Here is a 25,733-nt window from a genome sequence, read left to right on the forward strand (position 1 = left end):
TCAGAAAATGGAACCAGAATGGCTAAAAGATAAGGAGTAACATCAGTGGCTGATATAAAGAGAGATCAAGAGCGGGACGAGCTGTTCCGCACTATATATAAAATTGCGACCGACCTTGTCCATGCGGGACATGTGTCGGAATGGGATTTCAAATCTTATGTTCTCGGTACAATGTTTTACCGCTATATTTCCGAGAATTTTGCGGCCTATATCAATGTGGGTGAACATGCGGCTGGGAATATCGATTTCGATTATGCAAAGATGTCCGATTCGGATGCAGAGCCTGCCCGAGAGGGACTAGTGCAGGAAAAGGGATTTTTTATTTTACCGAGCGAGCTATTCTGCAATGTCCGTGCCCAGGCAGATAAAGACGAAAATCTTAATGAAACATTAGAACGTGTTTTTAATCATATTGAAAGCAGTGCTGCCAGCGGAGAGGCAGAAAATGATTTTGCAGGTTTGTTTGATGATTTTGACGTGAATAGTAAATCTATTGGCGAAACGGTCGCAAAGAGAAATAAAGTGCTTGCAGAGCTTTTGAATGGTGTAGATAAAATGCCACTGTTTCAGGCAGATGGTATCAATCCTGATTTGTTTGGTGATGCATATGAATATCTGATGGGTATGTATGCTGCAAATGCAGGGAAAAAAGGTGGGCAGTATTTCACTCCGGCGGATGTCTCGGAATTGCTTGCCCGTCTCGGTACGATAGGAAAAAAGAGAATCAACAAGGTATATGACCCCGCTTGTGGTTCTGGTTCGCTTCTTCTTAAAGTAGAGAAGGTTTTGGGCAAGGAGAATATTGAACAGGGATTTTTTGGGCAGGAAATAGACCTGACTACTTATAACCTTTGCCGCATCAATATGTTCTTACATAACATTGCCTTTGATGAATTTAGTATTGTGCGCGAGGATACACTTCTCAGTCCTCAGCATTGGGATGATCAGCCCTTTGAATTGATCGTTTCTAATCCGCCCTTTTCTGTTCCATGGGAGGGGGATAAAAATCCGCTGTTGATTAACGATATTCGCTTTTCTCCTGCCGGTGTACTGGCACCTGCCTCCAAAGGTGATATGGCGTTTATTATGCACAGTCTTTCATGGCTTGCGAATAACGGAGCCGCCGCAATTGTTTGTTTCCCTGGCATTATGTACCGCGGCGGCGCTGAACAGAAGATCCGCAAATACCTTGTAGATAATAACTATGTGGACGCAATTATTCAGCTACCGTCAAATTTATTTCTTAATGTTACTATATCCGTTGATATTATGCTGTTGAAAAAGAACAAAGCGGATAATGCTATTTTGTTTGTAGATGCATCTAAAGAGTTTGTGAAGGTAACGAAAAATAATAGGCTTTCCGAAGCGAACATTCAACGTATTATTTCTGCTGCCGCCGAGCGAAAGAACGAGCAGTATTTCAGCCGGCTTGTACCAAATGACGAGGTTGGCAATGAACAGAATGCTTATAACCTTTCAGTTTCTACATATGTGGAACAGGAGGATACGCGGGAAAAGATTGATATTGTAAAGCTGAATGAAGAAATCAAGCGGATTGTGGCACGGGAACAGGTATTAAGGGACGAGATTGATAAGATTATTGGGGAGATTGAGGGATGATGGCAATGAATGAAAAAGAACTATTAAAAAAACTGATTGATGAATCTAAGAAACCTTCTATTAGTGAGTGGGTTTATGAAGTTGAGACATTTCTTATCGATACTAAAAATGAAACAAAAGAATCTTCTGATCTTATAAGAACTATTAAACTTTTAGGAGATTTTTCTAATAACTGTGAAAATTTAGTTGCGTTACTTCGTCAGATTTATAAGAAAAAATATGATTGTATAACGATACCGTCTATAACAAAACGAAACCAAATATTTATTGCAATGATGTTTTCCGATGAAACTAATGTATTCTATGAGCAGGCTTATAAAACTGTTATTCAGTCTCTTAACTATTCCGCTATGCGTATTGATGAAAAAGAATACACAGGTTCTATTATCGGAGAAATTCAAATCGAGATATCCGATTCAGTTGCTCTTATTGCCGATTTGACAGGTAACCGAGGCGGCGTTTATTATGAAGCAGGAATAGCAAGGGGATTACAGCTTTGCAATCATCCAATTAAATTGATTTTAACATGTGAGCAAAGCTTTTTTAGCACAGAAAGAGTTCATTTTGATGTAAGTGGAGATAATATCCTTTTGTATAATTCTGTGGATGATTTGAAAAACAAGTTAAAAAATCGATTAAAAACAGTTTTGAATAGTGAGGAAAAATCATGACCAAACTTAAAGAACTGATAGCTGAATTTTGTCCAGATGGAATAGATTATATACCTATCGGTGAAATAGTTAGTTATGAGCAACCTTCAAAATATATTGTACAGTCTACTCAATATGATAATAGCTATAATACCCCTGTGTTAACGGCGGGACAATCGTTTGTTTTAGGATATACCAATGAAACTAACGGAATTTATCAAGCCTCAAAAGGAAATCCTGTTATCATTTTTGACGATTTTACTGGTGCATTTAAGTGGGTTGATTTTCCATTTAAAGTGAAATCATCTGCTATGAAGATGCTACATGCGAATAATGAGCGAACAATACTTAGATATATTTATCATGTAATGGGGAATATGAATTTTTTATCAGATGAACATAAGAGGTTATGGATTAGTATATATTCAACCTTCAAAATCCCCCTTCCCCCGTTGCCCGTACAGCGTGAAATTGTCCGTATATTGGACAATTTCACAGAACTTACGGCAGAACTTACGGCAGAGCTTACGGCAGAGCTTACGGTCAGAAAGAAACAGTATGAGTATTATAGGGATGAGTTGTTGACTTTTGGTTCAGAATACAGAAAGGGCAGACTTATCGATATGCTTTCGCAACCTATAACCGATGGTCCCCATATAACACCAACTCTTGTAGATAAGGGTGTTCCCTTTCTTTCAGTTGAAGCTGTTTATAATGGACAAATTCATTTTGAGAAAAAGCGCGGATACATAACAGAAGATTTTGATTTAGAATGCTGTAAAAAATATAAACCACGACGAAATGATGTTTTTATGGTCAAATCTGGTTCCACAACTGGAAAGGTTGGGTATGTTGATACGGACGAGCGTTTTAATATTTGGTCGCCATTGGCTGCACTGCGTGTAAATAGTGAAAACTCTTCTCGCTATTTGTTTCATTTGCTTCAATCAAAAATGGTACAGCGGCAGGTTGCAGCAAAGGCAAGTCACGGTTCACAGCCCAATTTAAGTATGAGAGCCTTAGAACAGTTTGAAGTTATTATTCCACCAATAAATATACAGCTTCGCATCGTGAAAGTCCTTGACAATTTCGATGCTATCTGCTGTGACTTGAACATTGGTCTGCCTGCAGAGATTGAGGCTCGAAAAAAACAGTATGAATTTTACCGTGATCAGCTCTTGACATTTGCTGCACAGGGTGAGACAATTTTGACAGACAGACAGACAGACAGACAGACAGACAGACAGACAGACAGACAGACAGATAGACAGACAGACAGATAGATAGAGCATAATTAGGCTTATTCAGTATGTATTTGGTTGGATACAAATTGAGTTGTCCGATGTCGGTAAGGTATCTATGTGCAAGAGGGTAATGAAAGAGGAAACATCGCCTGGTGGAGAAGTTCCATTTTTTAAAATTGGAACCTTTGGAAAAAAGCTGATGTATTTATCAGGCAAGAAAAATTTGAGGAATATCGCCGAACATATTCGTACCCCAAAAAAGGAGATATTTTAATATCTGTTGCAGGAACAATCGGAAAAACAGTTATATATGATGGTGAAGATGCCTATTATCAGGATTCAAACATAGTTTGGATTGATAATGATGAAACGATCGTTTTGAACAGATATTTGTATTACTGCTATCAACTACAGCCATGGGTAGCTTCTGCTGGTGGAACAATCACAAGGTTATATAATAATATCAGCAGAGCAAAAATCAATGTTCCATCAATAAGCGAACAGAAAAGGATTATTTCGATTCTTGACCGTTTTGATACCCTTTGTAGCGATCTTTCATTTGGTCTGCCTGCAGAAATTGAAGCACGACAGAAGCAATACGAATATTACAGGGACAAGCTATTGGCTTTTAAGGAGGTTTTGTAAAATGTTAATTAAAGGGTATGATATACAAAATGAAACGGTTTTTGAGATTGGAAAATTCTCAATTCTATGGAACTGTTTTGAGCACAACTGGTGTGATAGCAACTGCAATCCCGATAAAATAAAATCTATCGTAAATTTGATTCGTATTGATATGAAAAAGCAAGCTCAATTTGCCGATGTACTAAATAAACGTCGTAATTGGTTTGGACAACTTGAAATAGATTATGTTAGGGATTCCTTGCACCCGGGCAACGCCAGAGCATCGACAGAAGTTGATATGCAGATGATGCGTCAATTTCTGGCACAAGAAGGCGATGCTTTACTTTATGGTTGTCTTTTAGTGATATATCGTATACGAAATAATCTAATGCATGGTATAAAACTTCTTGAAGAATTAGACGGACAAATTGAACTTTTTCGTGCTGCAAATAATGTTTTAGAGAATATTGGGTGAACAATATGAGTTATTTTAATATCATTGCCCAATCTGGCGAAAGCACCGTTGTAACCGAATATAAACCACAGGAGAAACGCTCTGATGCTTACCAAAGTGAAGCGGAGCTTGAAAAAGAATTTATAAACTTGCTTGGTGAGTTAGGATATGAATATCTGACGATTCATAAAGAAAAAGATTTGATTGACAATCTGCGTGTACAGCTTGAAAAGTTAAATGATTATCACTTTTCTGATGAGGAATGGAGTCGTTTCTTTCATGAAATTCTTGCTAATTCCAAAGATGGCATTGTTGAAAAGACTCGTCTGATTCAGGAAGATCATGTACAGGTGTTAAAGCGTGATAGTGGAGAGAGCAAGAACATTACGCTTGTTGATAAAAAGAGTATCCATAACAATACGCTTCAAGTTATCAATCAATACATTGTTTTTGCTGATGAGGGGGCGGCACATGATAATCGCTACGATGTCACGGTTCTTGTTAACGGTCTTCCACTGATACATATTGAATTAAAGCGCCGAGGTGTGTCAATTCGCGGAGCGTTTGATCAAATTGATCGTTATCAGCGTGACAGCTTTTGGGCGGCAAGTGGATTGTATGAATTTGTGCAGATATTTGTTATTTCCAATGGTACGAACACTAAATATTATTCTAATACCACTCGTTTTAATCATATCAAAGACGCAAATTCCCATAAGGCGAAAAAAGAAAAAATGAGCAACAGCTTTGAGTTTACTTCCTTTTGGGCGGATGCAAATAATCGTATTATTCCCGATCTTGTGGACTTTACAAAGACTTTTTTCTGTAAACATACGATTTTGAATATATTGACGCGTTATTGTGTCTTTACAGCGGAAAATATGCTTCTTGTTATGCGTCCCTATCAGATTGTTGCAACGGAGCGTATTTTGAATCGGATTGAAATTGCCAATAATTATAAGAAATACGGGCGTGTTGCCGGTGGGGGGTACATATGGCACACCACCGGCAGCGGAAAAACATTGACCTCTTTTAAGACGGCGCAGCTTGCGTCTAAGCTTGCCTATATTGACAAGGTTTTGTTCGTAGTTGACAGAAAAGACCTTGACTATCAAACCATGAAGGAATATGATCGTTTCGAAAAAGGCGCGGCAAACAGCAATTCTTCTACGGCGATACTGAAAAGACAGCTTGAGGATAATAATGCCAAAATTATTATTACAACCATTCAAAAGTTGGCCACTTTTATCAAAAAGAATGTGGGACACAGTGTTTTTGATAAGCGTGTTGTTATTATTTTTGATGAATGTCATCGTAGTCAATTCGGCGATATGCATTTGGCGATTACAAAGTATTTTACAAAGTATCATTTGTTTGGATTTACGGGAACGCCGATCTTTGCAGCCAATGCCGGAGTGAGTAAAAATCCAACGCTTCGCACTACCGAGCAGGCTTTTGGTGATCAGCTGCATACCTATACCATTGTAGACGCTATCAATGATAAGAATGTACTGCCGTTTCGTGTGGATTACATTCAAACAATGGATAAAGAACCAGATATCGACGATAAAGAAGTTTGGGATATTGACCGTGAAAAGGCATTTCAGGCACCCAAACGTATTCGCTTGGTAACAGAGTATATTCTTACACATTTTGATCAAAAAACCTATCGCGGAGTTAGGATCTATACTTATAATGTTTTGCAAAATATTGCGGAGGTAGCTTCTTCAAAAGAGCGGGATGCGATTGAGGAAATCAAGCAGAAGCAGCGTATCAGCGGGTTTAACGCTATCTTTGCGGTTTCATCCGTGGATGCTGCAAAGTTGTATTATGCGGAATTCAAACGTCAGATGGCTGAAAATCCACAACAGCGGCTAAAGGTTGCTCTTATTTATAGCTATGGTGCAAATGAAGCAGAGACAGATGGTATTCTTGACGAGGAAAATCCGGAAGATACCTCTGCGCTTGATATGGCTTCCCGTGATTTTCTCGATGCAGCTATTGCCGATTATAACGAGATGTTCCATACCAACTATTCAACAGACAGCGATAAATTCCAGAACTACTATAAAGATGTGTCCCTGCGAATGAAAAACAAGGAACTTGATTTGCTCATTGTGGTTAATATGTTCCTGACAGGTTTTGACGCAACTACGCTGAACACGCTGTGGGTAGATAAAAATCTGAAGATGCATGGCCTGATTCAGGCATATTCCCGCACCAATCGTATTCTCAATTCTATTAAGTCATTCGGAAATATTGTTTGCTTCCGAAATCTACAGAGACGCACAGACGATGCTATCTCACTTTTCGGCGACAAGCAGGCGGGTGGTATTGTATTGATGCGCGGGTATAAAGATTATTATTTCGGTTACGAGGATGACGAGGAAAGATATCATTCTGGCTATACTGATATGATAGAAGAACTGACAACAAAATTTCCTCTTTCCGATGAATCAATTATGGGTGAACAAAATCAAAAGGAATTTATCGTCTTGTTTGGTGCGGTTCTACGCATGCGCAATCTGCTGACTTCCTTCGATGAGTTTGCCGGAAATGAAATTTTGACTGAACGAGACTTTCAGGATTATCTTGGTCGATACCAAGATCTTCGGGATGAATGGAAAGATCGTAAACCTAGCGGTGAGAAAGAGGATATCACCGACGACATCGTTTTTGAAATCGAGTTGATAAGGCAGATCGAAATTAACATTGATTATATTTTGATGCTGGTGAAAAAGTATCATGACTCTCACTGCGATGATAAAGAGGTACTTATTACCATTCATAAAGCGGTGGATGCCAGCCCGGAGCTGCGAAGCAAGAAGGCGCTAATCGAAACCTTTATTGCCAATATCAATGATGTGTCTGATGTAATGCTAGAATGGCGCACCTTTGTTGCAGAAGAAAAAGAAAAACAGCTTGTTGCCATCATAAAAGAAGAAAATCTTAAAGAAGAGGAAACGCGAAATTATATTGATATCACTTTTCGAGATGGCTCGGTAAAGACAAATGGTACAGCAATTGATAAGCTGATGCCGCCAATGTCTCGTTTTGTCGGAGGAAATCGCGCTGAGAAGAAACAGGGTGTGATTCAAAAGCTGCAGACATTTTTTGAAAGGTTTTTCGGAATAGGATAATCGAGACAGGGGTGAGGACAAAAAGTTGGACTCTCTAAGGGCTCGGAAAGGAGTTGGAAGAGAATGTATTCACAAGATAAAATTGATATTGCCCTACAGGTCTACCACCAGTGCGGTTCCGTGACGGAAACAGTCCGTATTCTGGGCTATCCTACTAGAAGAGCCTTATATACATGGATTGAAAATGAGGCAATGCCTAAGTCTCCCCAAAAAGAATTAACTCATGTCAACACAGCAGAGCATCCCAGAAATCCGCCCCTTGAAGTAAAAATGGATGCATGCTAGAAAGTAGACAAGGGCTAAACAGTATTTCATGCCATTCAGCCCTCAATCAATCTTATATAATTTTTATTAAACCTATGATTTTTTTCACTAATCTAAGAGGTTTACACAATATTTGTTACACTACTGTTGCTAAATGGCTAAACGTTTATTTAGGGCTATTTCTTGAAGTTGGAATTTTGATTTAGCTCTTCAAGAATTTTCTTGCTCATTTCAGATTGAACCTCGGGGGAATTCATAGCTCCGCTCAAAACGCCATTGAACAAGCCTGTCATGACATTTCCCATTGCGTTATATTTTGCAGTATTTTCCTGTTCTTTTTCCTGACGAATCAATTCGTTTTCATGTTCTTTCTGCATGATTTCAAGTTTATGCTGATGTTCTTTTTCTTTTGATTCTATCTCCAGACGATGCTGCTCTCGAATAGCATCAATATTAACTTTATGTTGTTCCATCAGTCGCTCAATTTCGTGTTGGTTAGATAATTGAAGTTTCTTGTTTTCAGATTTTGCTTGACTTTTTGCCAAAACAAAACTGATAATGCCGCTTATGATTGCTGGAACACATGCTATCAACAATGTTTCCATATAAATTCACCTCATTTTGTACATACTTGTCCTTTTATCATCATAAACATAGACTAATCACAAAATTTTATTAATTGTATTATATCATAAATCGTGATTTTTCTCAACAAAAAAACAATTACAGAAAAACACCGGCAGCTATTATCTGTCAGCATAGCTTCCCACGATAAAAGATTAAGATGGAGACATCTTCTATATGAAAACATGAAAAAGCTACATTTTGATTTCTTAAAACGTAGCTTTTTATTTGTCTAAGCCACATGAAAAAGATATTTTCGGCTTTTCGGCGGAGGGATTTGAACTCTTGTAGATTGATTTCTCTATTTAATTTATCGTCCGCAACATTTTTTATACTTTTTCCCACTTCCACAAGGACATAATTGGTTTCGCCCAATTTTACCTTTATGCGTTTGATGATATTGAAACATTCGTCTCTCAGCCACTTCTTTTCCTAATTGGTAAATTTGATCCGATTCTTCTGGTTTGATATCTTGTGAGGTAAAACATTTCAATTCTACTTTAATAAAATTTCCAACGGAGTCAAAACTTAAATCGATTAGATACCGATCGGGATCATTATTCCAGGACAAACATGCTAATGTATACTCTCTTTTTTGAGAATAGGAAGGCTCTATTAAGCCTTGTTGACTAATAAAGCAGGTATATCTAAGAGAATTATCACCTATACCTGCTGCGTGTATAGGAATCTCTCTCTTTATTTCTTTTTGTCTATTTAGAACATAGTCAACCTGATTGCAAAAGTCATTTTTAGCATCAGTGGAAAAATTCAAAAAGTAATTGGCGATGGATGAACGTCCTTCAATAGATTCGACTTCTAAATATGAAATTATCCTAAGAAATAAATCTGGGATATTAGGTAAAGGTTTCTTCGGAAATAATTGGGGATGATATAATTTGCAAAAATAATCATCTAAATCTTCACGATACCCAATAAAATTCCCAACAGATCCTGGGGGAATAATATCCGTTTGGAAGCAATAACAATTATGTTTAATATACATTCCCAAATGATCTAATTCACCATTTAACGCCAGCTTAGATTCTTGAGTGGCTAAACTTCTTTGTTGAAGAAAATGCAAAAACATTAAAGGCGAATTGAAATATTCTCTATAAACCATCAAATCATCAACAGCAATACTTATAGCATTGCTTTTTAATTGCATAAAACGTAGTTTTTCAGCTTTGGCCGCAAACGCATTGATATTGTCTATTGTTACCGACATCATAAATATCGAAGATATTTTATCCATATCTATAACAGCTTTGACTTTATGATTTTCATCGTATAGTAACGGCTGGGATTTTCCTGTCAAATAGTCTTTTGTTCGTTGACACTGCCAGTCAGCTTTTTCTATTAAAGACTTGTATGATTTTATATGAGCGTGAAAATCCAAAATTGGAGGGGTATAGACAAAAGAGCCTGCCTTAACTTCTACAATTATAAGAACATCATCATATAAAACAATGAGATCATTTTCGGCAGCCTGTTTCATCGAATTATTGATCGGATAATAGTTTGAACGGTAAGTTAAACAATGTGGTAGAAGTGATTGGAAAATATTTTCGACCATTTTTTCGCTGGCTACTTGCTGATTATCCGACCATCTGTAATGAGGTCTTAATCGAGTAATAGTTTTTTGAATTACTCTATAAAAATTATCAATAAATGAATAGTAGTCAAAACAATAAGAAATATTATTTATTCTGATAAACGGACGTTTAAATACCGGCAAATCTATAATAGGCCAGCCCGCAAAGGGAGAGTCATTAAAAAAATTTGTATTATCATTAAGTTCCCAAGACAGTTCTTTAATAAAGTTCTCTGGCCATTGTGTAACCTTAGCTACATCGCGCAATTGTGTCCCGAAAAATTTATTGTAAAAGTCCTCGCCTTCTTGCTTATGCTCAGCAAAAAAAGTATCTTGGTCTTCAACTTCATAATTTTGAAATTCTTCAAAAATATTCTGAAATTGATTAAGAGCATCCGCCTTTGCTTGTGTCAACGAATATTGCAATTTGGAAATACCGTTAATAATATCCTCCGTACTAATTCCGAATATATCTTTAAAGATATCGTCGTGTTCTTTTAAAAGTTCCTGGTAGTATTCTATTTCGAATACCTGGTAACGATTACCTCTTACCAAATACATCATCTGTGCTTCAACTATACTTTTTAAAATGTCATCTTCTATTCCTGGAAGTAAATCTTCTAATTTTGCTCCCCAGAAAATATAGAAATTTTGTATAAGGATGTGAAGGTCTTCAATATCTTTTAAAATTTCATGAAACAAAGGGGGTGGATCACCATCCAGATGTTCAAGCGAATTACATGAAGCTGAGACTAAAACGCTTTGTATGTACTCAGTTGCTCTTACAATAGGGATATCTTGAAAAGAACCTTGAGATTCCGAAAACAAGTTTATAAAAGTCAGTAGTCCCATGTCAGAAGAGAACGACAAAAGTTGAATAGGATCACATCTTAAGATTTTTTCTTTTATAGCAGAAATTTTCTCATTTACCTTTTGGATTTCCTCGAAATATTTTGACTTTAAATATGCAGTTAACTGTTTATGCTGATTTGACGACATATTATTTTTTAGCACGATATGTTTACCAAAACGAGCTAATTCAGCTAAGCCATTATTAAAGTACTCATCAGGAGCTATTCTTTTCATTATTCTTCTTCACCTATCTGTTTCAACCACATAATAAGGCTATCAATCGTTTTACGGTTTGTAGCCAATGATATTTAGTACTTATAAATTTTCAATTTATTCTTAGTCATAGCTTTGATTTTTTTCTTGCTCATTTATTTGCAATAAACTTTCATCCCACAATGGTTCATCTTCTGGAAAAACTTCATCGTGAGTTTTGAAATACGCCTCTCTAATTACATCTATCCAATGGTTGATATTTTGCATTTGAATGATCGTATCACTCTCTGGAAAAAGGGTGAAAAACATAGCAGAAATTTGAGCGAGAGAAATTGCAGAATGTTCTCCTGGTGTTGTAATTCCATAGTCACTTCGTCCTACGGGTATCACAGGATGAGTCCCCATATTGCAAAGCCTGCCAAATGTACCTTGTGGTGAAGCATGAACAGTTTTATTTGCAAGGTCATATTGCCTTTTCCAAACATCTGAATTAATATCGCAAGCTTTTTGTATATCATTAAATGTAATGTGTTTTTTCTTTATTGAAAAGATTTTACTTTCTCTTGCCCATTCGTATCGATCATCGGTTTCTGATGCTTCATAAAACTTTTTTGCAATATTTTCTCCATATTGTATGATAAATGAGCTTATAATGGACAACTCATACATAGAACGCCAGCGAGCATATGCCCCATCAGCAAATCCGTTTTTCATTAAAGTAATTATTTCGAGAAATTCCTGCAAAGCACGTCCGTGAATATGTTGCATTACAACGTATGTCCAGTACTTTGCTTGGAATTCATCTTTAGATAACGATTCAACATATTCTGAATATGACTCTGCCGCTTCTAAAGTCATAATATACATTGCTTCAGAAGCCACAAATGCACGATACCATTTCTGCTCTTGATGAGCTATAAATTCCTGTTCGTCTGCCCGAAATCCCATAACTTCTTCAAACATAGTGGATTTCATAAATGAAAAGGTATCTTTTGCTGCGTCTTTCATCATATCATTAAACAGTACTTGAATATCCAAAGATTCAAAATGATCCAAAATTTTTTTAGCTTCTTCTTCCGTTTCTGCCTTATTAATTTCTTCTTCTAAAGTGGATTTTATGGCTTTTGAAAAAAGTTCCGCAAGGCTTTCGGTTCGTGACATAATCATTTTCCTTTCACCCTTTCCATTACTTAATATCTGTTTCCATTCTTGAACTCATGAAATACTTCAGTACCTCATATCGAAACTGCATATCATTCCACATTTCAAAATCACAGGCAATAAACGGGTGAGCCATTGTGCCTCCGTTTTTGCCTCGCTTGGATTCAAGTCCGATAGCGTTCACAGTTTCAATCCATCTCTTTGGCGTCAATGTATAAGAAGGAGAGCGAACATCTTTCAGCAACTTTTGAAATGCTTCCTCGTTGAATTGCTTATTGTTATTGCGCTCCCATTCTCCAAGAAACGCAATCGTATTTCTGCTGCGCAGCCAGCTTTGAATCAGATAACTCGGATTATCCGGTTGGAATCTCCTCGTAATATCTGTCAGTGATATAGGCTCATCCGTCGGGCGCAAATATTTGTATACTGTGTCTTCCAGATATGCATTCATTTTAGGCTCATATATAGATGTCTCGCCTTTACTCATCGCCTCAAATAGAGTATCGCGGATATCTTCCCAATCCTTTGGATGAAGTTCAACTTTATCATTTACCCGTTTTAGGAACTCCTCACGCGTTATAGCATAAGCCCACAGTAATTCTGTTTTGATTGCTCGTCCCATTCATCCTCATCCTCTATAACTCGATTTGGATTTCGGCAATTACTTTCCTTCAGATTTTCTACAGCTTCAAACATCTCATGGCTAACGATACCAAAGGTGTATTTGTAGTTATTTAATAACTTATTCAAAACGTCCCGGCTCCATTTTTCTTTCCCGGATGGAGACGGTATCTGTGTTTCAAATAAGTACTGCTGGATATCTTCTAAACTGTTTCCGTTCAAATAAAGTGCGAATATCCTTGCAACAACTGCTGCTTTATCAGGTATCGTTTCAACAATACCGTCTTTATTTCGACGGAATTCATAACAAACCTTGCCGAAAATCTTTGATTCAATATAAGACAATTTCATATCAAAATTTCCTTTCTAATTATATCACTAATTTGTGTGTTTAACAATAATAAAATAGATATTAGTGGATTTTCAATTTTCTTTGGGCTGTTGCTTATAGCTATAACACGCAAATTAGTGTATTTATAAATTGTAATTTCAACGACAAAAGAAAAAACGACCCGATTTTCATCAAAACCAAGTCGTTATCAATGCCATAATTCTATTTTTAGCCTATTTGTGGATAAAAGAAGAGACAAACCTGCCCTAAAACAAGTTTGTCTCTTTTTGGCGAAGGGGATGGGATTTGAACCCTTGTGCGATTGCTCGCAAACTGATTTCGAATCACCCCTATTATAACCACTTCGATACTGGTCTGTATTCAATTAATCTAATGAATATAGCCGTCCATCTCACCCTACCAACTCCCTCAACAATTTAACCCCCAACACAGTTGCAGGGATCCGATAGCTCGGTGAGAGATTAGAGAGCACAACAACCGCCGTCCCGGTTTCAACATGAAAGCCCAAATAGCTGTTATAATCCCCTGTACCGCCATTGTGCCATATGATTCCATTTTCGTTATCGATGATCCAGGACATTCCAATCCCATCCATACGAATGCCGAGGGTCTCATAAAATTCGGGAGTAGCGTTGATCATGTCAATTTGCTGATGGCATTCTGTAAAAAGCGGATTGCCTGCAAGCTGCATTTGTGCATATAAAAGTAAATCCGATATATCGGATTTGAGCGCGCCTGCGGGCAGATAAGCATCTTCATATTTCCAGTCCCAATAGTTTCCTAGATCTCCGTCTTCTGCAAAAACTCCCGTGTTTTTTAAGCCGAGGTCATTTTGTACAAAGTCATTTATCAGCATTGGATAGTCGGTGTCATATACCGTTTCAAGCACAAGCCCTAGAACTGCATAGCCAAAGTTAGAATAGGTAAAATCGTGGTTTTCTGTACCTGCATTTAGATCACCTGCTTTATCAAGCACCATTTCCTTGGTGATACCATAAAAATCATTTCGACCGATAAGAAAATTGATAATCATTGGAGCTTCAAAATAATAGCTTTCATATCCCGACGTGTGTGTTAAGAGTTCTTTGATTGTTGGATATTTACCGCCTTCGGGGAGAGAAAGATAGGTATCGATTGTACGATCAAGATTGATTTTTCCTTCAGTAGCAGCCTTGTAGATCAGAGCAGCAGTGAAGGTTTTGGTTAGAGAGCCGATTTCGTATGTATGGAGCTCAGCGGGGAGTTCTTTTCCATCTTGACCATAGACGGTATAGGATGACTGTCCATCCTTTATAATTCCGACGGTTATGACGGCATCAGGATTGTTTTTCGTTGTATAGGAAAGAGCCTCTGCGAAAGTGAGATCCGGCAGTTTATTCATCTGTCTCGTACCGTAAATCGCATAGACACTCAAACCCAGAACCACACAAAGCATGATGGAAATGACCCTGATAACCCTCCTTTTCTTTGAACGCGGTCTGTCAAAAATGAAATACCGGCCCGTGCACTTTTGATACGCAGTATAGGCTTCGCCAAAGACCTTGGTCAGGTATTTTTCCTCCTGTAATATCTGCAGGTGGAGCATGACAGCAGCGTAAAGCACGAAAATCAAATGCAGATAATTGAAAAATGCGATCAGCACACCGAAATACAAGAGGTCGAATCCGAGAAAAGCGGGATTTCGGCTGATACGATATATACCGGTTGTGACAAGCTCGGTTTTGTCCTTTTCGGGTATGCCGGCGCGCCAGCTGTCTCTCATTGTTTTCATAGCTGCGATGAAAATAAGAACGCCGAGGGCTGCAAGAGCTATGCCTATCCAGGCATAAGAGGATTTCCACATGCGGAAACTGCATATAACGCTGATTAGCTCTACGGCAACGACCAGATAGGTGGCGATTTTCATCAGTATTTCGATGATCAGCAGTCTTCGGGGCTTGCGGCCCTTGCCGATCTGATTCGTTTTTAGGCCTTTTCGGCGCTGCAGCATCATTTTAGTAAAGTATGCAATATAAAATACTGCGATTATGGCGAGAGCCACAATTTGTATCAATTTCATTTTCATCCATCCTTTCCAGGCCATTGTAGCATATGCATGTGAATTTTTCTATTTATTTTATCCTGCAGGTGTGTATAATAAATCATGTTAGGGACTGAGAAAAGCTGTGCAGCACTGTAAGGAGGAGATATAATGCACTTTGTGGAGGCAAAAGGAATATTATCAGCTAAAAATGGGATGAATTTGTACCGCGGCTGTTCGCATGGGTGCATTTATTGCGACTCCAGAAGCAGATGCTATCATATGGAGCATGCTTTTGAAGATATTGAGGTCAAAGCCAATGCAATTGAATTATTGGAACATGCGCTTATCCATAAGCGCAAAAAGTGTATGATAGGCACCGGTTCGATGACGGATCCTTATATTCCGCTGGAAATGGAGCTGGGGCATGTCAGAAAGGCGCTGCAGCTTATCTATGAGCATGGGTTTGGCTTTACGGTTATTACAAAATCCAGCCGCATTGTCAGAGATATAGATCTTTTGCAGAAAATCAATGAGAGAGCAAAATGCGTTGTGCAGATGACGCTGACTACGTATGATGAAGGGCTCTGTAAAAAGCTGGAGCCGAACGTAAGCACGACGTCAGAGCGTTTTGAGGTGCTGAAAACGCTGAGAGATGCAGGAATACCGACGGTGGTATGGCTTTCGCCGATTCTGCCGTTTATTAACGATACCAAGGAAAATATTGCGGGCATCCTGGATATGTGTGCAGAGGCGAAAACGTATGGCATTCTTTGCTTTGGAATGGGGCTGACGCTCCGGGAGGGCAATCGGGAATATTTTTATGAGCAGTTAGACAGAGTGTTTCCGGGTCTAAAGGAAAAATATATCCGTACATATGGAAATCAGTATATGATAGAAAGCGCGAATAGCAGAGAGTTAATGCGGTTTTTTCATCGGAGATGTGAGGAAGAGGGAATTGTGCATCATAATGAGCTGATATTTGAGTATTTGCATTCTATGGAAGAGAAGAAGGGGAGCGAGCAATTGAGTATTTGGGATTGAATCGTGGTAGAAAATAAAATCTATTCAATCTGCCTGATTGGATTGACTTGATTGAGTTGATTTGCTATACTGATGTTACTCTACTGGGAGAGGAGGGCCGATATTATGTTTTTTCAGGAGAGTGAAACGATAGAGTTAAAGGAAATAATGGTTGATGATGTGAAGAAGGAGCTGATTGCTTTTGCAAATGGCGAGGGCGGAATGCTTTATATTGGTGTAAGGGATGATGGAACGGTCGTTGGAGTGGAGAATCCTGATCAGGTTTCTCTGCAGATTAGCAATATGGCACGGGATGCGATTAAACCGGATATTACGATGTTTCTGCATTATGAAACGCTGGAAATCGAGAGTAAAAAAATTGTGGCAGTCCGTGTCCAGCGGGGAACGGACCGTCCCTATTATATTGCAAAAAAGGGACTTAGACCGGCGGGGGTCTATGTTCGGCAGGGGTATTCTTCTGTGCCGGCTACGGATAATGCGATTCGCAGCATGATTAAGGAGACGGATGGAGATCGCTTTGAAGCGATGCGTTCTTTGAGGCAGGAGCTTACTTTTGAGGCGGTGAAAAAGGAGTTTGAAAGCCGCAATCTGGAATTTAGCGCGCAGCAGATGAGGACTTTGAAGCTGATGGATCATAATGGCATTTATACCAATCTTGCCATGCTGCTGTCAGAGCAGTGCAGCCACAGTATTAAGGCAGCTGTTTTTCAAGGAAATGATCAGGCGGTATTTAGGGATCGGCGTGAGTTTGTCGGTTCTTTGCTGCAGCAATTAAATGAGGCATATGCGTTTATTGATTTTCGTAATCAGACGCATGCAACCTTCAGTGGGCTTTTGCGGACGGATACCAGAGATTATCCGGAGGTAGCGGTGCGGGAGGCGCTTTTAAATCTGCTGGTGCATCGCGATTATTCTTTTAGCGCTAGTGCCTTGATCAGTATCTATGCCGATAGGATTGAATTTGTATCCATCGGCGGCTTATTGCCGGGAATTGAGCTGGAGGATATCATGATGGGGGTTTCTATATGCAGAAATCAGGATCTGGCTAATATATTCTATCGTTTGCAGTTGATAGAGGCATATGGGACCGGAATGGGAAAAATCATGAAGGCCTATGAAGGTACAGCGAAAAAACCGACGATTGAAGTAACGCAAAATGCCTTTAAGATTACGCTGCCCAATATCAATACTGTATATGAGGCGGAGCCCGCGGCGGCGTCTTCTGTGATGATGCTACATGAGGCAGTGGCGACGCAGTTTGGAAAACTGGACCCCGATGAGCGCAGGGTACTAGAGCTCGTGAGCAATCAAGGTAAGGTGACGAGAAAGGATGTAGAGGACCTGCTGGAGGTAAGCGCTTCTACGGCCTCGCGGATTCTCAGGCGGCTGGTAAAGGGCGATCTGCTGACGCCGCAGGGCAAGGCGCGGAGGATCAAATATATCCTGTCCAAATAAGAAAAAGCTGTGAAGATAAATCATCTTCACAGCTTCTTTTTTAGTCAAGCACTTCTTCTAAGGTTTGAATCAGCTTGTCAATATCAATCGGCTTTGCAATGTGCCCATTCATACCAGATTGCAGAGCGGCCTGCTTATCCTCATCAAAAGCATTGGCCGTCATCGCCAAAATGGGAATGGAGGCGAGAGCCGGATCTTCTAGCTTCCGGATCGCAATCGTGGCTTCATAGCCATTCATGACCGGCATCTGCACATCCATCAGGATTAGCTGATAATAGCCGGGCTGCGAAGCCTTCAGCATATCCACCGCAATTTGGCCATTGGCAGCCGTCTCTACTGAAAATCCGGCCTCCTCCAAAATGGCCTGCGCAATCTCCAGATTCAGATCATTATCATCGGTCAGGAGAATGCGTCCGCTATGATTTCCGATTTGCAGTGGAGAAGCCGGCTCTGCATTTTGATCCTGATGAAGGACCGACTGCAGGCAGCTTTTCAGCTCTGAAAGAAACAGTGGCTTGCTGCAGAAAGCATTAACGCCCGCCTGCCGTGCCTCTTCTTCAATATCAGACCAGTCATAGGCCGTCAGAACGATAATAGGGACCTCATCGCCTATCTCCTGACGGATGCGCCGGGCGACCTCGATGCCATTCATATCGGGCAGGAGCCAGTCGATAATATACACAAAATAGCGATCGTCCCGCATACTGGCCTGACGGGTGCGCAGCACAGCCTCCTTGCCGGAAAGAGTCCATTCCGCACGCAGGCCGATCTGGTGCAGCATCCAGGACACACTGTCGCAGGTATTAAAATCATCATCTACCACCAAGGCACGCAGCCCCTTGAGCTCGGGAATGATACGCGGTTCTTTTTCGCCGCCATGAAGGCGGAAGGTGAGGGAAACGATACATTCTGTACCAAATCCCTGTTTACTTTTAATTTCGATGGATCCATTCATCATATCGATGATATTTTTCGTGATGGCCATGCCAAGACCAGTCCCTTGAATGCCGCTGATCGTCGAATTACGTTCGCGCTCAAAGGGTTCGAAGATATGAGAAATAAACTGCTCGCTCATTCCAATGCCAGTATCCTTGACATGGAACTCATAGCTGGCATACCCGGCCGGAGCGCCTGCCTTTTCAATGACCTTTACGCTCACCATACCGCCGGCGGCTGTATATTTGATGGAATTGCTTAAAAGGTTTAAAAGAACCTGATTGAGGCGCAGGCGGTCACAGCAGATGTCCTCATTCTGGACATCAACAGCATCCATGTACAGGTCCAGCTGCTTGGCGTGGATATCCGCCTGGATGATGTTATGAAGACCGTGCAGAATATCGGGCAGGCTGCAGGGCTCCTCCTTGAGGTGGATCTTGCCGCTTTCAATGCGGCTCATATCCAGAATATCGTTGATCAGGCTCAGCAGATGATTCCCGGAGGTCATGATTTTTTTGAGGTATTCCTCCACCTGATTGCGCTGCTCGATATGGGTGATCGCAAGCGTTGTAAAGCCGATGATGGCATTCATAGGCGTGCGGATATCGTGGGACATATTGGAAAGGAAGGTGCTCTTAGCCTTGCTGGCACGGTTAGCCTGCACAAGAGCATCCTCCAGCAGAGCCTGCTTCTCTCTTTCCTTATGCATTTCCTCATCGATGCTGCGGCAGCCTAGAACAATGCCATGATTCATATCCCAACTTCCAGAGCGAACAGCCTTCAATTGAAAATAGCGGATCTCGCCGCAGCAGGTCGTACGGTAATTGATATGACAGATTGTTTTTTCAGAAAGCTCCTTTTCAAGCCAAGAGCGAGAAGTAGCTTCCTGCATGAAGGCTTTATCTTCTTCATGTACGGCCGTATCTATGTAGCGCTTCATACAGTCTTCGAGGATTAAATTGCCTGAAAAGATATCATTCAGAATATTGTTTTTACAATCGTTAATTCGCAGTGCCTCGCCATGACCAGTGTCCAGATCAAAGAAGCAAACCAGACTGTATTCGGTGCTGAGGGCATGGATGAGCTCCATCTGACGCCGTTTATCTTCAGAGCGCACCTGCTCCTCGCGGAGTTTTTGGTCGGTGTAATCTAAGAGATAGCGCTGATAGAAAAGCTCACCATTTTTCTCGATGATTTTGATATTGCCCATGACATGCAGGATCTTGCCATCGGCATGCTTTACGCGGTATTCCACGCTGACACTATCGCCTACATTTTTAAGTGCGCTGATGCTTTCCTGCAGACGTGCTTGATCTTCGGGCAGAACAGAGGAGGCCACCATGTGAAAGCCGCTTTGGACAAGCGCCTCTTGTGAGGCATAGCCCAGAATACGCAGCGCGGCCTTATTGACGCTGATAATGTGGGAGCCGTCAAGGGAATGGCACATAACACCGCAGTCCATGGTCGTAAAAAGAAGCTCCAGCGTTTGATTCTTTTGCAGCAGCTCCTGTGCATAGGCGCGTTCCTTGGTGATGTCGATCGCGACGCCTACCGTGCCCATGACGCTGCCATCAAGATCATACAAAGGAGATTTGTAAGCGGTAAGCAATTTCATCCCCTCGCCAGTTTGGATCGTTTCTTCAGAGACGAAGGTTTTCTTGCTTTCCATGACAATGCGCTCGGATTCGATGCAGGCAGGATCATCCTGTTCTACATCCCAGATATAGGCATGCCGGCGGCCCTGCACCTGCTGCTTGGTTTTGCCGACCGTTTGGCAAAAGCTATCATTTACTTTTTCATGGACACCATCTTTGTCCTTGTACCAGATCAAATTCGGGACGCTGTTGATGGTTGACTCCAAAAATTGATTGGTCTCCCACGCATTTTTGCAGAAGCGATAATGCTGCTGCCATTTAGAAAAACGAAACTGAAGCTCTGCCTCAGACATAGGAAAAAACCAGATATCGGTAATATCTGGCAGATATTCTGTCAGCTGAGGAAGCTGCTGTTTTTCTGCTAATATAATAAGATCTGCCCCGTCATTTTTGGATGCAATCAGCAGACGAATGGTTTCGGCCGCATTGAGCTGCCTGAAGTCTGCCAGAATGACATCCGCATTTTGCGCCAGCGGCGCCTCGGCTTGGCTGCTTTGGAAAAATTCATGTGTAAAAGCTTCAAGGGGAGGCATTTCTTGGAGTATCTGAAATAACTCTGGCTGCTGGCTGATGCAATAAAACCGTGTATGACAATGATACATAGGGTTCCTCCCAGAGTGAGTTGTAAAAGTATTCAATATATTTCATTTTAGCAATTCCCGGAATAGATGTCAATGCATTGACAAGTCCTTTTTAAATCGATATGATGGAGAAAAAGTTGTAAGGAGTATTGTATGAGCGTATATAAAATGAGGCTGCTTTGGATTTGCATGAGTCTGTGTATGCTGGCAGGGTGCGGCGCAGGCCGCAACGAGGAAAGTGTGAAGGAGATAGAGCCATCGTCCGAGAGGATGAAGGAGGAGTCTGCGGAGGTTTCGGTTTGGGCAAGAGAGGAAAGCGTGCAGACGGTGGAAAGCAATAACGGTTCGGACAGGGCGCTGCATGTTGAGGGGAGCCAGCTGGTGAATGCAGAGGGCGAGCCGGTGCAGCTAAAAGGGATTAGCACACATGGGTTGGCGTGGTTTCCGGAGTATGTGAATGAGGCGTGCTTTCGGCAGCTGAAGGAGGAGTGGCAGGCAGATGTCATCCGGCTGGCGATGTACACGGCTGAATATGGCGGCTATTGCAGCGGCGGGGATCAGGCGGCGCTGAAGGAGCTTGTGAAAAAGGGAGTAGAGTATGCGACGGACCTGGATCTGTATGTGATCATTGACTGGCATATTTTGTCGGATGGCAATCCGAATCTATATGTAGAGGAGGCGAAAGCTTTCTTTGCAGAAATGGCAGCCTTATATACCGAAAATGATCATGTGCTGTATGAAATATGCAATGAGCCTAATGGCGGCACCACATGGGAGGAGATTAAGGCGTATGCTGCTGAGGTCATTCCGGTGATTCGGGCGCAGGATGCAGAAGGAATCATCATTGTGGGGACGCCTAACTGGTCACAGTTTGTCGGAGAGGCCGCCGCAGATCCGATTGCCGGATATGATAATATTATGTATGCGCTGCATTTTTATGCGGCGACGCATACGGATGAGCTGCGGCATGCCATGACGGAGGCTGTGGCGATGGGGCTGCCTGTTTTTGTGACGGAATACGGAATCTGTGATGCCAGCGGCAGCGGTGCGATCGATGAGCAGCAGGCGAATCAGTGGGTAGAAGCGATGGATGCCAGCGGTGTGAGCTATGTGGCATGGAATTTATCTAATAAAAATGAGACCAGTGCGATGATCGATAGCGGCTGCAGTAAAACCTCTGGGTTTGCCAGAGAGGATCTGAGCCCATCGGGCAGATGGGTGTATGATATGCTGCAGCAGGGTAATAAATAGGGCTTATAAACAAAAGAACCGCCTAAATTGGCGGTTCTCATAAAGAGTGGGAGCAAGTATAATTACCAGTATTGAACAAGGGTTATAACTTTATCATAGTCTGGCATGACATGAGAAGAAGTGCTCATGCTGAAGGGAAGGCTAGAGTCTTTGGGAATATTATCAAGATACTGAGTTTGACCTGCTACGATGCGGTCTTCTTTATAAAAAATAGTGCAAATCGCTACGCTGCCAGAATCTTTGCCGGAATTATTTTTTACTTCTCCAAGAATAGTATAATTTGAATAATTTCCCAGAGTTATCGAAACATTAGAGACTTCGAACAGATCATTTGTGGGGATAACGTTACTTTCAGCTTGTTTGTATTCAGCGTCTTGATTTGTTAGTACGCATTCGATCTTTGCCGCAGGTTTTCCGCTGTTATTTTGAGTTAAGCTATTATAGGCAAGTGTATCGCCAGGGTTTGCTCTGAAGGTAACAACTTGTTCGGTAGCAACTAAGTTTCCGTCTGCATCACGAAAAGTCACATTGATTGAAGGATATTCAAGATATTGATCTTTGGTATTATTTTTGATTACAAGGGTGTAGTATATGTATTCATCACCTTCATAAAATCCGGCATCAACAGAAAAACGGGAGGTCTCTGCGGTAGAGGCTGAATCTGATTCCGAATCCTTAGAATTATCAGGGGAACTGTCTGAATGAGAGTCCTGAGTTAAAAGCCCCAGTTTACTATTTGATGACTCTATAGCCCGAGTGTATGTATTAAAGGTATCAGAAAACGAATTAACATCTCCGGAAGGATCTGTAACCAGTCTATAGTAGTTATCAAAATTAGTATATAAGGTATCATACTCATTTTTGATTGTGGAAGCAGCCGAGTTGGTACCGATGTCGATTTGGATGATTTCTTTGTATTGATTACAAATCGTAGTATAATTTTGCACAACCTCATCACGAGATACATTACCCTTATCGAGCAGCCAATTAAAGGCGCTGTCTACCATAGAGGAATAGTCCATAGTTCCATTGACATTGTTTAATGCATTCCAATAATTATATTCATATTGCCCCAGGTTAGAAAGTAAGATCGCTGTTTCTTCAATAGCTTGGCGGGATTCCTCGACAAGCTTGGTATAAGCGCTTATATCAAATTCGTTTTCTGGCGGAAGAGAGGATTCAGCGGTAAGGGAGGATTCTATTATGCTATTGCTGTCAGCCTCAGGATTGTTTGAAGTGCAGGCTGTAAAGGAAAAAAGTAGAGCTAAAATAAGAGTACAAATAGTAAGTTTTTTAAATTGAGTCATAGTCATAATCTCCTAAAGTGATATTGGCCTAAAATAAAGTGCCTCCTTTGTTGGTAGTTAATTTTGGCCAGAAACTAACCTTTTCATATTTGATGTATATTATAAAATGAAAGTTAGATAAATAGGGAAAATTAAAGCGTTATTTATTATCGTGCGTATATCGGATATAGATATAAAGATCAAGGCATTAGATTAAATGTTTTAGTTATTCCCTTAAAATAAATCAGATCTCAAGGTCTTGGAGAAAGCGCCTGCCAATGAAATTGGAGATACCCTTCCTCTGTTCTTGAGATCTGATAACAGCTTATATCTAACCATTTAAAATGTCAAGTAAAAAAGTTTTTATTTGGAGCCGAGGAGGCATCAATAAGATTACAAATAAACGGCATTTCCAATAGCAATATGGATCAGAGCATTACTGCTCACGCCCAATCTACTGGAAATGCCGTTATTAAAGAGTATACAGATTGAGGATAGAAAAGTCAATTAAAATTTATTGAGAATGCTTCTTTAGAAGTAACATTCGATCAGAACAACAAAAGAACCGCCCCAACCGGCGGTTCTCATACAAAAAGCAGGGTACGGGAGTCGAACCCGCCTATCCGGCTTGGGAAGCCGGCGTACTACCGATGTACTAACCCTGCGTTTGAAACACATCCATTATACATCGTTCACAGATAAAACGCAAGGCCTATTTTAAAATCAGACTTTAGGTTACGGGGTCAGCCGATTAGGACCGCGGAAAATAAACATTGCATCCTTAATCGTAAGTCCCAGAAGCAGCATGGTCAGACGGTCGATACCCAGGCCAAAGCCGCCGTGCGGCGGGCAGCCATATTTAAAAAACTCCAGATAGAATTTCACATCCTTAGCCAGACCCTTTTCCTCCGCCTGTTTTTTGAGAATTTCATAGCGGTGCTCGCGCTGAGCACCTGTTGTGATCTCTACGCCGCGCCAAATCAGATCATATCCCTGTGGTACGCCGTTTTCGTCCCGCATATGATAAAAAGCTCTTTTCTCCGCATCATAATCAGTTACAAACAAAAACTCATGTCCGTAATGCTTTTTTACCCAGTCAAAGCTGAGCCGTTCCGCCTCTGTAGTCAGATCGCCCTTTTCAGCATCGTCAGGGGTATAGCCAAAATCCTGTGCTAGGCCTTCGTACAGCTCTTTCAATGTCACCACAGGGAACGGCGCATCAGGCACGATCACCTCAGTGCCAAAGGCCTCGCGGATCTGATCGCCGTATTGGCTTTGGACCGCTTTCAAACCAGCAGTCAGGAGCGCCTCCTCCAGCTTCATAACATCCCGGAAGGAGTTAATATAGCTAAACTCCAGGTCAAATCCCGTAAATTCAGTTGTATGCTTACTGGTATAGGATTTCTCAGCGCGGAACACAGGACCCACCTCAAAGATGCGCTCAAATCCCGCCGCCATAGCCATCTGCTTATAGAACTGCGGACTCTGTGCAAGATAAGCGCTGCGGTCAAAGTACTTCACTTCAAAAACATCCGAGCCGCTCTCACTGGCTGTGCCGATCAGCTTAGGCGTATGAATCTCAATAAAATGGGCATCCAAAAGATATTGCCGCATGGCGGCGACCAAGGCCGTCTGTACCTGAAACAGCAGCTGGTTCTCAGAGGTCCGCAGGTCGATCCAGCGATAATCGATGCGCTGGTCAATGCTTGAGCGTTCCACCGCCTTTTTCTTTTTCGTTGCCGGAATCTCCTGACGGATAATCGGCAGCGCCTCAGCAAGGCTTTCGATATGAACATCGCTCGGAATCATCTCAATGCCGCCCATCTTTACATACTCATTCTCTGCTGCTGTGCCCCAGACCGTCAGTACCGAATCATTGGTCACATGCTCCAGACGCTCAGCCAGCGCCGGATTTTGTTCCTTCTCCAGCGTCACCTGCAGCTTCCCGGTGATATCCTTCAAAACAATAAAAATCATCGACTTGCTGTTGCGGATAGTATCCACAAAGCCTTGTAGCTTTACTTTACATCCAAGATGATTTTTAATATCCTTTATATATACGCGATCGTCCATACCAAACAGCCTCCATTTTTAA

17 protein-coding genes, 1 tRNA gene and 2 pseudogenes are annotated in these 25,733 nt (G+C 41.1%); 10 read left to right on the forward strand and 10 right to left on the reverse strand.

What is annotated here, in order from left to right; genetic code table 11:
* The first annotated feature begins 45 nt into the window (after positions 1–45).
* The 7 genes and pseudogenes from HFE64_10570 (at position 46) to HFE64_10600 (ending at position 8,011) form a co-directional block, all read left to right on the forward strand.
* On the forward strand, positions 46–1,620 hold the full coding sequence (locus HFE64_10570) for a type I restriction-modification system subunit M (protein ID MCI8633907.1): 1,575 nt from the start codon (positions 46–48) through the stop codon (positions 1,618–1,620).
* Complete coding sequence (locus tag HFE64_10575; protein ID MCI8633908.1) at positions 1,617–2,291, forward strand: hypothetical protein; 675 nt, start codon at positions 1,617–1,619, stop codon at positions 2,289–2,291. Before HFE64_10570 ends, HFE64_10575 begins: the two co-directional genes overlap by 4 nt.
* Entirely contained in the window at positions 2,285–3,553 is a 1,269-nt protein-coding gene (locus tag HFE64_10580) for a restriction endonuclease subunit S (GenBank protein MCI8633909.1), read from the forward strand. Before HFE64_10575 ends, HFE64_10580 begins: the two co-directional genes overlap by 7 nt.
* 76 nt (positions 3,554–3,629) lie before the next feature.
* Positions 3,630–4,159, forward strand: a pseudogene (locus HFE64_10585) (restriction endonuclease subunit S).
* 1 nt (position 4,160) lies between these two features.
* Positions 4,161–4,613, forward strand: a complete 453-nt coding sequence (locus tag HFE64_10590; GenBank protein MCI8633910.1) for a hypothetical protein — start codon at positions 4,161–4,163, stop codon at positions 4,611–4,613.
* 5 nt (positions 4,614–4,618) lie between these two features.
* Positions 4,619–7,732 carry a type I restriction endonuclease subunit R gene (locus tag HFE64_10595; GenBank protein ID MCI8633911.1) on the forward strand — a complete coding sequence of 1,038 codons (3,114 nt, stop codon included), beginning with the start codon at positions 4,619–4,621 and terminating at the stop codon, positions 7,730–7,732.
* A gap of 63 nt (positions 7,733–7,795) precedes the next feature.
* Positions 7,796–8,011: pseudogene (locus tag HFE64_10600) on the forward strand (helix-turn-helix domain-containing protein).
* A gap of 161 nt (positions 8,012–8,172) precedes the next feature.
* Here HFE64_10600 and HFE64_10605 read toward each other — a convergent pair.
* The 6 genes from HFE64_10605 to HFE64_10630 all read right to left on the reverse strand — a co-directional run bounded on the left by HFE64_10605 (position 8,173) and on the right by HFE64_10630 (position 14,995).
* Positions 8,173–8,601, reverse strand: a complete 429-nt coding sequence (locus tag HFE64_10605; protein MCI8633912.1) for a hypothetical protein — start codon at positions 8,599–8,601, stop codon at positions 8,173–8,175.
* Positions 8,602–8,930: 329 nt separating this feature from the next.
* On the reverse strand, positions 8,931–11,297 hold the full coding sequence (locus HFE64_10610) for an SEC-C domain-containing protein (protein ID MCI8633913.1): 2,367 nt from the start codon (positions 11,295–11,297) through the stop codon (positions 8,931–8,933).
* Between the two features lie 102 nt (positions 11,298–11,399).
* On the reverse strand, positions 11,400–12,437 hold the full coding sequence (locus tag HFE64_10615) for a hypothetical protein (GenBank protein MCI8633914.1): 1,038 nt from the start codon (positions 12,435–12,437) through the stop codon (positions 11,400–11,402).
* Between the two features lie 25 nt (positions 12,438–12,462).
* A complete protein-coding gene (locus HFE64_10620; GenBank protein MCI8633915.1) occupies positions 12,463–13,059 on the reverse strand; it encodes a hypothetical protein in 597 nt (198 codons plus the stop codon).
* A complete protein-coding gene (locus tag HFE64_10625) occupies positions 13,014–13,409 on the reverse strand; it encodes a hypothetical protein (GenBank protein MCI8633916.1) in 396 nt (131 codons plus the stop codon). Before HFE64_10625 ends, HFE64_10620 begins: the two co-directional genes overlap by 46 nt.
* A gap of 392 nt (positions 13,410–13,801) precedes the next feature.
* Positions 13,802–14,995, reverse strand: a complete 1,194-nt coding sequence (locus HFE64_10630) for a beta-lactamase family protein (GenBank protein ID MCI8633917.1) — start codon at positions 14,993–14,995, stop codon at positions 13,802–13,804.
* A gap of 606 nt (positions 14,996–15,601) precedes the next feature.
* Between HFE64_10630 and HFE64_10635 the strand changes: the two genes are divergently transcribed.
* Positions 15,602–16,474 (forward strand): radical SAM protein, encoded by an 873-nt coding sequence (locus HFE64_10635; GenBank protein ID MCI8633918.1) that lies wholly within the window; start codon positions 15,602–15,604, stop codon positions 16,472–16,474.
* Between the two features lie 105 nt (positions 16,475–16,579).
* A complete protein-coding gene (locus tag HFE64_10640) occupies positions 16,580–17,929 on the forward strand; it encodes a MarR family transcriptional regulator (protein ID MCI8633919.1) in 1,350 nt (449 codons plus the stop codon).
* Between the two features lie 40 nt (positions 17,930–17,969).
* On the opposite strand, the gene HFE64_10645 is transcribed toward HFE64_10640, so the two are convergent.
* Positions 17,970–21,122: a response regulator gene (locus tag HFE64_10645; protein ID MCI8633920.1), complete on the reverse strand. Its 3,153-nt coding sequence runs from the start codon at positions 21,120–21,122 to the stop codon at positions 17,970–17,972.
* Between the two features lie 147 nt (positions 21,123–21,269).
* Between HFE64_10645 and HFE64_10650 the strand changes: the two genes are divergently transcribed.
* Positions 21,270–22,352 (forward strand): glycoside hydrolase family 5 protein, encoded by a 1,083-nt coding sequence (locus tag HFE64_10650; protein ID MCI8633921.1) that lies wholly within the window; start codon positions 21,270–21,272, stop codon positions 22,350–22,352.
* Positions 22,353–22,414: 62 nt separating this feature from the next.
* On the opposite strand, the gene HFE64_10655 is transcribed toward HFE64_10650, so the two are convergent.
* The 3 genes from HFE64_10655 to aspS all read right to left on the reverse strand — a co-directional run bounded on the left by HFE64_10655 (position 22,415) and on the right by aspS (position 25,711).
* Positions 22,415–23,659, reverse strand: a complete 1,245-nt coding sequence (locus tag HFE64_10655) for a hypothetical protein (protein ID MCI8633922.1) — start codon at positions 23,657–23,659, stop codon at positions 22,415–22,417.
* Positions 23,660–24,232: 573 nt separating this feature from the next.
* Positions 24,233–24,303 (reverse strand) — tRNA-Gly (locus tag HFE64_10660).
* A 70-nt stretch (positions 24,304–24,373) separates the two neighbouring features.
* Positions 24,374–25,711, reverse strand: coding sequence for an aspartate--tRNA(Asn) ligase (gene aspS, locus HFE64_10665; GenBank protein MCI8633923.1), 1,338 nt, complete (start codon positions 25,709–25,711; stop codon positions 24,374–24,376).
* Positions 25,712–25,733: the final 22 nt, after the last annotated feature.

Source organism: Lachnospiraceae bacterium (assembly GCA_022794035.1).
In the GTDB taxonomy this organism is placed as follows: Bacteria; Bacillota; Clostridia; order Lachnospirales; family Bianqueaceae; genus CALWPV01.